At 66.1% G+C, this 6,867-nt stretch carries 6 protein-coding genes; 1 reads left to right on the plus strand and 5 read right to left on the minus strand.

What is annotated here, in order from left to right; genetic code table 11:
• The first annotated feature begins 258 nt into the window (after positions 1-258).
• Positions 259-1,515, plus strand: a complete 1,257-nt coding sequence (locus tag IT350_14780) for a hypothetical protein (protein ID MCC6159313.1) — start codon at positions 259-261, stop codon at positions 1,513-1,515.
• Positions 1,516-1,663: 148 nt separating this feature from the next.
• Here the strand turns inward: IT350_14780 and IT350_14785 are convergent, their stop codons facing one another.
• The 5 genes from IT350_14785 to IT350_14805 form a co-directional block, all read right to left on the minus strand.
• Positions 1,664-3,091 carry a glucose-6-phosphate isomerase gene (locus IT350_14785; protein ID MCC6159314.1) on the minus strand — a complete coding sequence of 476 codons (1,428 nt, stop codon included), beginning with the start codon at positions 3,089-3,091 and terminating at the stop codon, positions 1,664-1,666.
• A 34-nt stretch (positions 3,092-3,125) separates the two neighbouring features.
• Complete coding sequence (locus IT350_14790; GenBank protein MCC6159315.1) at positions 3,126-3,893, minus strand: NAD-dependent deacylase; 768 nt, start codon at positions 3,891-3,893, stop codon at positions 3,126-3,128.
• Positions 3,890-4,633 (minus strand): tetratricopeptide repeat protein, encoded by a 744-nt coding sequence (locus tag IT350_14795; GenBank protein MCC6159316.1) that lies wholly within the window; start codon positions 4,631-4,633, stop codon positions 3,890-3,892. The genes IT350_14790 and IT350_14795 overlap by 4 nt, the downstream gene beginning before the upstream one ends.
• A 27-nt stretch (positions 4,634-4,660) precedes the next feature.
• Positions 4,661-5,389 (minus strand): hypothetical protein, encoded by a 729-nt coding sequence (locus IT350_14800; protein ID MCC6159317.1) that lies wholly within the window; start codon positions 5,387-5,389, stop codon positions 4,661-4,663.
• A gap of 90 nt (positions 5,390-5,479) precedes the next feature.
• A complete protein-coding gene (locus IT350_14805; GenBank protein MCC6159318.1) occupies positions 5,480-6,814 on the minus strand; it encodes an IS701 family transposase in 1,335 nt (444 codons plus the stop codon).
• Positions 6,815-6,867 lie beyond the last annotated feature (53 nt).

Here is a 6,867-nt window from a genome sequence, read left to right on the forward strand (position 1 = left end):
AATTTCATGCCGACCTCTCCTCCCGGAACCGGCCGGGCCGGCCCGGATTCGCCGGGCCATGAAACCCGGCGAACGCACATCATTCGAATATCGATTTAGGACCCCCAAAACCATAGCACGATTTCCGAGCGCCTGTCACAGGGGTGCGCCGGGATCGCCGCGCGACCGGGCGTGCCGCGTGCCCGACGCGCGACGCGATCGGCGGGATGCTTGACAGCCGGGCGTGCGAACCAAAGATGTTCCTCTCAAGGAGGAACGATGGACGGCCACGCCCTGCGCACGCTCGCGACGATCCTTCTCGTCCTGGGCGCGGCGTCGGGCCTGTTCCTTTTGGGTTGGGCCGTCGGCAATCCGTTCGCTCCGGAATCTCGCGCCGGGGCCGGGGATCTCGACGACCTCGCCGCGCTTTTTGCGCCGACGCCCGCGTCCGCGCCTCGCGAATCGGACCGGGACGCCTTCACATGCCTCGATCCCTGCCGACACGTCGCCGAGTGCGGGCTCGTCCCCGACATCGAGCTGTGCGTGCCGTGGTGCGACGACGAGTGGGACGCCCGGACGCGCGCTTGCGTCCAGGAAACCTCATGCGATCGCATCGAGGAACAATGCTTCGGAGAGTCTGATCTGGCCGAATGCCGTGCCGTTTGCGCGCACATCGCCGACTGCGTGTGGAACGATCTCGACGAACCCGACTGCGTGGAACTGTGCCTCGACGACTGGAGCGACGCCGAGCGCGCGTGCCTGGCCGAGTCGCCCTGCGAAAAGGGATATGAGTGCGTGGATTGGACCGACGAGGACCCGTGCCCCGCGGTGTGCGACAAGCTGCACCGGTGCGGCGCGGTGGACGGAGACTTTGGCGAATGCACGCAGATGTGCGAGGAGGAAATGGGTGCGTCGCTGCGCAACTGCGTGCTCGCCTACGACTGCGACGAGATGGAAGCCGTGTGCGTCGAGGGCCGCCTTCCCGACGCCATGTGCGTGTCGGCGTGCGACCGCGTGCTCGACTGCGAACTCGAGGCGATGACCGAGTCGTCGTGCCTGGCCACGTGCGACGAGCAGTGGGACGACGAACTCACCGTTTGCCTCGCCGACAGCATGACGTGCGACGAGGCGGGCGAGTGTTTCTCCGACCCCGGCATTCAGTGCGCCGAATTGTGCGCGTTCTTTGTCGAATGCGGCGAGCTCGACCCGCTGCAATATCCGCCGTGCGTGGACACCTGCAAGGTCGACTTCACCGACGAGGAACGCGAGTGCCTGATGGCCACGGATTGCGGCGGCATCAACGACTGCCTGATCGCCCCCGGCTTGCCGACCGTGGCGAACGAGCCCGACTGCGCCGACGCCTGCTCGAAGCTCGCGGGTTGCGGCGTCATCGCCGCGCCGGACCAGATCGCCTGCGGGGAGTCGTGCGCGGGTGCGTGGACGGAGCTGCGCATCAACTGCGTGCGCGAGGCGACGTGCCAGACCGTGTCGTCCGCGTGTTTCGGCGGCGCGCCGGTGATCGGCGAGGGGCTGTGAATGGGATTGTGCGGCCCAGCCCCGCAACGGTCGGTCTGTGGGGGATACGAACAGGCGAGGGCGCCTGTTTCCCGCGCCGATACTTGGGCTCTGGTGGGTCATGTGGCACAGCCGCCCCCGGCTGTGCCCACATGATGTGGGAGTCCAGCTAGAAGACCAGCGCCCCGTCGCCTTCGCCGGTCGCCGCGAGCAAATCCCGTGCGCGCGTGCCGCTCGCCGCGTCGATCACCGTATCGCCCGCCGCGTCCACGCCCATGCCGAAGCGCGTGAGAATCTTGCCGAGTTCCACCCCCGGCTGATCGAAGGCGTCGATCTTCCACAGCGCGCCCACGCTCGCCGTGAGCATTTCGTGAAACATGAAGAGTTGCCCGAGCCCGTGCGCGTCGGTGCGCGCGAGGGTGATGCGCGCCGTCGGCCGCCCAAAGTGCGCGAGCGCGGCCTCGGTCGCGTCGCCCTCGGTATTCAGCAGTTCGTCCATGTTTCGGTTGTCGAGGAATCCGTAGGGTTCCGGGGCGAAGCGCGCCGGCGGAATCGTCACGTCGCGCGACGCGCGTGTGCGCACGAACAGGTACGTCTTGTCGTCGGGGCCCTCGGTGAAGAGCTGCACCTGGCTGTGCTGGTCGGTCGCGCCGAGCGCGGCCATCGGCGTCATGCCCACGTGCACCGCGCGGCCGTCGCGATCGACCGCCTTGCCCAGGCTCTCGGCCCAGAGTTGGCGAAACCAGTCGGCCGTGCGCCACAGGCTGTTCGCATACGGCATGAAGACGGTGGTGCGCCGCCGCGCGCGGTAGTGCAGATCGAGCAGAATCGCCGCCGTGATCGCGGGATCGGCCCACGGATCTTCCGTGCGGCAGCGCTTCAGCATCGCCCCGGCGCCCGCGACGAGCGCGGCGACATCCATGCCCAGCAGCGCGGCGGGAAAGATCCCCACCGGCGTGAGCACCGAGAACCGCCCGCCGACGCCCGGCGGAATCGGCAGCGACGCCACGCCGTGCTCGTCCGCGAACGCGCGCAACGTGCCTTTCTCCGGGTCCGTGATGACGACGAGGCGCCGCAGCGCTTTGTCGAAACTTCCCCCGTGCGCCGCCACGAGCGCCTCGAGCATCACCTGAAAGTTGGCGCTGGTTTCGCCGCCGCCGCCCGATTTGCTGATGACGACGACGAGCGTCTTTTTGGGATTCACGAGATCGAGGCAGGCTGCCGCGGCGTCGGCGTCGGCGTTGTCCAGCACATGCCAGCGCGGTCCGCCGCGTTTCGCCGCGGGCAACTCGTTATAGCGCGGGTGGAGCAGGGCGTTCGTGAGCGCGAGAAGTCCGAGCGCCGATCCGCCGATCCCGCACACCACCACGTCGTCGATCCCCGCGCGCAGCTTGTCCGCGAGATCGACCGACGCGCGCAGCAGCTTCTTGTCGGCGGGGAGTTTCGTGAAATCCATTCGCCCCGATTCGATGTCGGACGTGATTTGGTCGCGTACGCGGTGGGCGTCGGCATCCATCGCACGCAGCGCGTCGCGCGTGACCTCGTGCCGAAGCCAACCGGAAAAATCGAGACGGAGGGGAGCGGGTTTCGCGGCCATGGAAAACTCCTTTTGTTTGCGAAAGAGGGCGGCGTCAGCCGAGCGCGCGGACGCGTTCGACGAGCGCGGGGATGACGTCCGTCGCCCCGCCCATGATCGTCAGATCGGCGAGCGTGCCGGTCAGGTGCGTGGGCTCGAGGTTGATTTCGATGATCTTCGCGCCACGTGACTTTGCGGTGACGGGCAGTCCCGCCGCCGGGTACACCATCGCGCTGGTGCCGATGACGAGCATGACGTCGCACGAAGCCGCCATGATCGCCGCATCGCGCGCGGCGCGTTCGGGGATCGCCTCGCCGAAGAGCACCACGTCGGGCTTCAGGATCGCGCCGCACTCGCGGCACTCGGGCGGCGGCGGAGGCGACATGTCGCGCAACGCGGCGAACTGCTCCGCCGCGTATTCGCGTCCGCAACGCAGGCACACGAGGCGGCGACTGTTGCCGTGAAACTCGATCACGCGGCGCGAGCCGCCCGCCTGGTGCAGGTTGTCGATGTTCTGCGTGATGATGGCGTCGAGCCGCCCCATCGCTTCGAGCTCGGCGAGGGCCGTGTGGCCGGCGTTCGCGCGCGCGGATTCCACGACGTCCATCATCTCGAAGAGCATCGACCACACCTTGCGCGGCGACGAGACGAACGCCTCGATGGTGGCGTACTCCATCGGGTCGAATCGCTCCCACAGCCCGCCCGAGCTGCGAAAATCGGGAATGCCCGAATCGACCGAGATTCCCGCGCCGGTGAGCGCCACGGCGACCTTCGACGCGTGCAGCATCCGCGCGGCGGCGTCGATGTCTTCCGCGCGCGTCATTCGCGCTCCTTGGGGCTGCGCAGGAAACGCAGTCGGTCGCGCGCGCGCTCCATCATGTCTTCGGGTTCGCCCAGCACCTCGGCGATCTTCAGGTAGCGGCGGTACTGGCCGACGGCCTCGGGGATGCGCTCGGCGTGCTCGAAGGCGACGGCGAGGTTGAAGTGCGCGCCCGCGTTGTCGTAGTCCGACTCGATCGAACCTTGATAGGCGCGGATCGCCTCTTCGTAACGCATCAAACGGCCGAGGCAGATGCCGAGCGAATTGAGCAGACGGCTGTTGCCCGCGTCCGACTCCAGCGCCTTTTGCAGCAGGTCGGCGCATTCCTCGAACCGCTCCGATTGAATCAGCGAGCGCGCGGTTTCGAGATAGTCCTCGATCACGCGCTCCTTGGCGGCAGCCTCGGCGGCGGCGTCGCGCGCGCCGAACAAAAAGTCCGACGTTCCCGCCGCCTCCGCGGCCGGGCGCATTGGACGAATCGGCACACCGCGCGGCACGAGCCCCCGACTCTGCGCGAAACGGATTGCGATGAAAACGACGAAGAGGGCGAAACCGACGATGAGGTAGTTGACGACGGCCGCGCGCACCGCCACGTCGAAGACCGTGACGGCGAGAACGAACACGACCGTCAGCACGGCGTCCAGAATCAGCAGGATGCGCAGCTCGCGGCCCTCGAAACGCATGATGCGCGGCAAGCTAACACAAACACACGCGAAGAAAAACGGCGCATCGCGCAAGCCCATGCGCCGCGCGGGTGGCGGGGCCGCTCGCTACATGCCGCAGCCGCCGGTGTCTTCGTCATTCGTCTCGCGGTGGACCGAAGCCGAGGTGGCCGACGTCGTAGGCTCAGCGTCGAGGTCGAGAAGCGACCAGTCCGTATCGTCCCAAGCGGGGTCGAAGGCTTCACCTTCCGCCTCGGCTTTCGCGTGATTGATCCACTCGCGAAGCATCATTTCGTTGACGTCCGGCGTCACCGAGGTCTTGGCCGTGAGCGTGGTCGGCACCGCGTCGTCGGGCATGGCCTGGCCGATCGGAATCGGCTCGACGCACTCCTCGTCGCGTTCCATGCACAGTTGCGGATACGTACAGGGGTTGCCCGAAGGCAGGCATAGGCCCGCGTTGCATTCCTCCGCGCCGTTGCAATAGCGTCCGTCATTTCCGCAAACCATTCCGTTCGCGATCGGCAGAAACTGTGCGAAACCGCCCTCCATCTCGCACGCCATGCAGCCGTTGCCCGGCAGTGTGTCGCCGATATCGACGCAGTTCCCGAGCCACGGGCGGCTCGTCGTGCCGCACGGGTTGGTGTAGCGGGCTGAGACGATACGAGACTCTCTATCAGACCGCGTTGAGGGTACGGCCCCCGCAACGAAGAATTCAGACAAATCGCTCGGATCGATCGATGCGGGCTCAGTCCAGTTCGCCGTCGGATCCTCGAACGACGTGAGCGAATAAAGCCGCCCGGAGGCGGTGAGAATTTCAACGTAACTTTTTCCATTCAAAGCGATCGCCCGGTAGTACTACTGTGTCATAAACATTTTCCCCCGCACCAAGGGCAGTGGGGGAGAGTATGCGTGAGAATACGTGCGCATTCAATGCGTATCGTCGCGATGGACGCGGGGTTGTGACGTTCTGACCGTATCGGGAGAGCCCCGTGGTCGAAAACTCTTGGGTAAGGGAGCCGCTTTGAGGAAGGCCAAAGGCTCTGGGGGGGAAAGCCTCGCGCGTTCGGCGGCGAGGAAGGCGTAGGCCGCGACGCATAGGACCCCATGATGATGGAACCCCCGCCATCCGCGACCCTCATAGTGATCGAGCCCGAGTTCCTGTTTCATTTCCTCGTGATCGCGTTCGATTCGCCAACGCAGCTTGATGAGACGGACGAGATCGTCGATCTCCGTCGTTTCCGGAGCGGTGGACAACCAGTATTTTGCGGGTTTTTTCTCGCGAGGGGGCCATTCAATCACCAACCACTCCCGCTCCCGGGGCTCGGCTTTCCAATAATCGCGATGCGCCGCCCGTACGCGAACGGCGGCGAATCGGGACGACATCGTTCCCCGGGTTCCTTCGCGCCAGCGAACGGTGCGCCATGCGTCGTCGCCCAACGACCGCGCCAAGGCCTCGGCCGATTCGGGGCGGTGCCCGGCGTCTCGCCTTAATAAACGTGGCGGGCGCCCGCGACCGGTCGACGGCTTCGCCGGCAGCGGCTCGATACCCGGCGGCCAGACGCGGGTCTCCGGGTTGATGCCGACGGCGTAACGCAAACCGCGAGCGCAAAGCGCCTCCCGAAACTCCGTCACATTCCCGTAACCCGCATCCGCCAACACCGGGGAGCGGGGAAGATCGTCGGCCAGAAGATCGTCAATCTGCGTCAAGGCGATCTCCCATTTCGTCCGGAATACAATGTCTGACGGCACCCCCGCGGCGTTGCGTCGCTTGTGGTCCTTCGCCCACGTCTCCGGCAAATAGAGCCGATAAGCCCCGGGGACGCTCATGACCGTGTTGGCCAGCGAGACCGTCACCGCCACCTGACAGTTCTCCTGTTTACCCAGAACCCCGCAGTACTGGCGGGACACCCCCGCCGAGTGCACGCCCTTCTTGGGCATTCCCGTATCATCCACGATCCAGGCGCCCACCGGGGCATGGCGCTCCATCAGCGGAAGGACATAGTCTCTCGCCACCCGAAGGACCTCGTCATCGCTCCATGCCGCACCCGAGATAAAATGGTGCATCGACTGATGACGAGCCGACACGTGACGCGGATCGAGTCGGGCCGCCATTGGCTCCACGCTCTTGCGTTCGCCCGGCAACAGCAAGCCCGCGAGGTAAGCCCGAAGCGGCTCTTCGCGGTCCCGATGTCCGATGACGCCGCTCAACCGCGCAACATACTCATCCCAACGACCGCCGGCGACACGCTTGGAATCAGCCATACCCCCAGCATGACGCGATCAAAACAGGAAGTCAAGTTTATGACACAGTAGTA

This window comes from Deltaproteobacteria bacterium (genome assembly GCA_020845895.1).
Taxonomy (GTDB): Bacteria; Lernaellota; Lernaellaia; order JACKCT01; family JACKCT01; genus JADLEX01.

Bases quoted from the DNA above. Each gene is read 5' to 3' on its own strand.
- IT350_14780 (MCC6159313.1), top strand. From the start codon at position 259: ATGGACGGCCACGCCCTGCGCACGCTCGCGACGATCCTTCTCGTCCTG.
- IT350_14785 (MCC6159314.1), bottom strand. From the start codon at position 3,091: ATGGCCGCGAAACCCGCTCCCCTCCGTCTCGATTTTTCCGGTTGGCTT.
- IT350_14795 (MCC6159316.1), bottom strand. From the start codon at position 4,633: ATGGGCTTGCGCGATGCGCCGTTTTTCTTCGCGTGTGTTTGTGTTAGC.
- IT350_14790 (MCC6159315.1), bottom strand. From the start codon at position 3,893: ATGACGCGCGCGGAAGACATCGACGCCGCCGCGCGGATGCTGCACGCG.
- IT350_14805 (MCC6159318.1), bottom strand. From the start codon at position 6,814: ATGGCTGATTCCAAGCGTGTCGCCGGCGGTCGTTGGGATGAGTATGTT.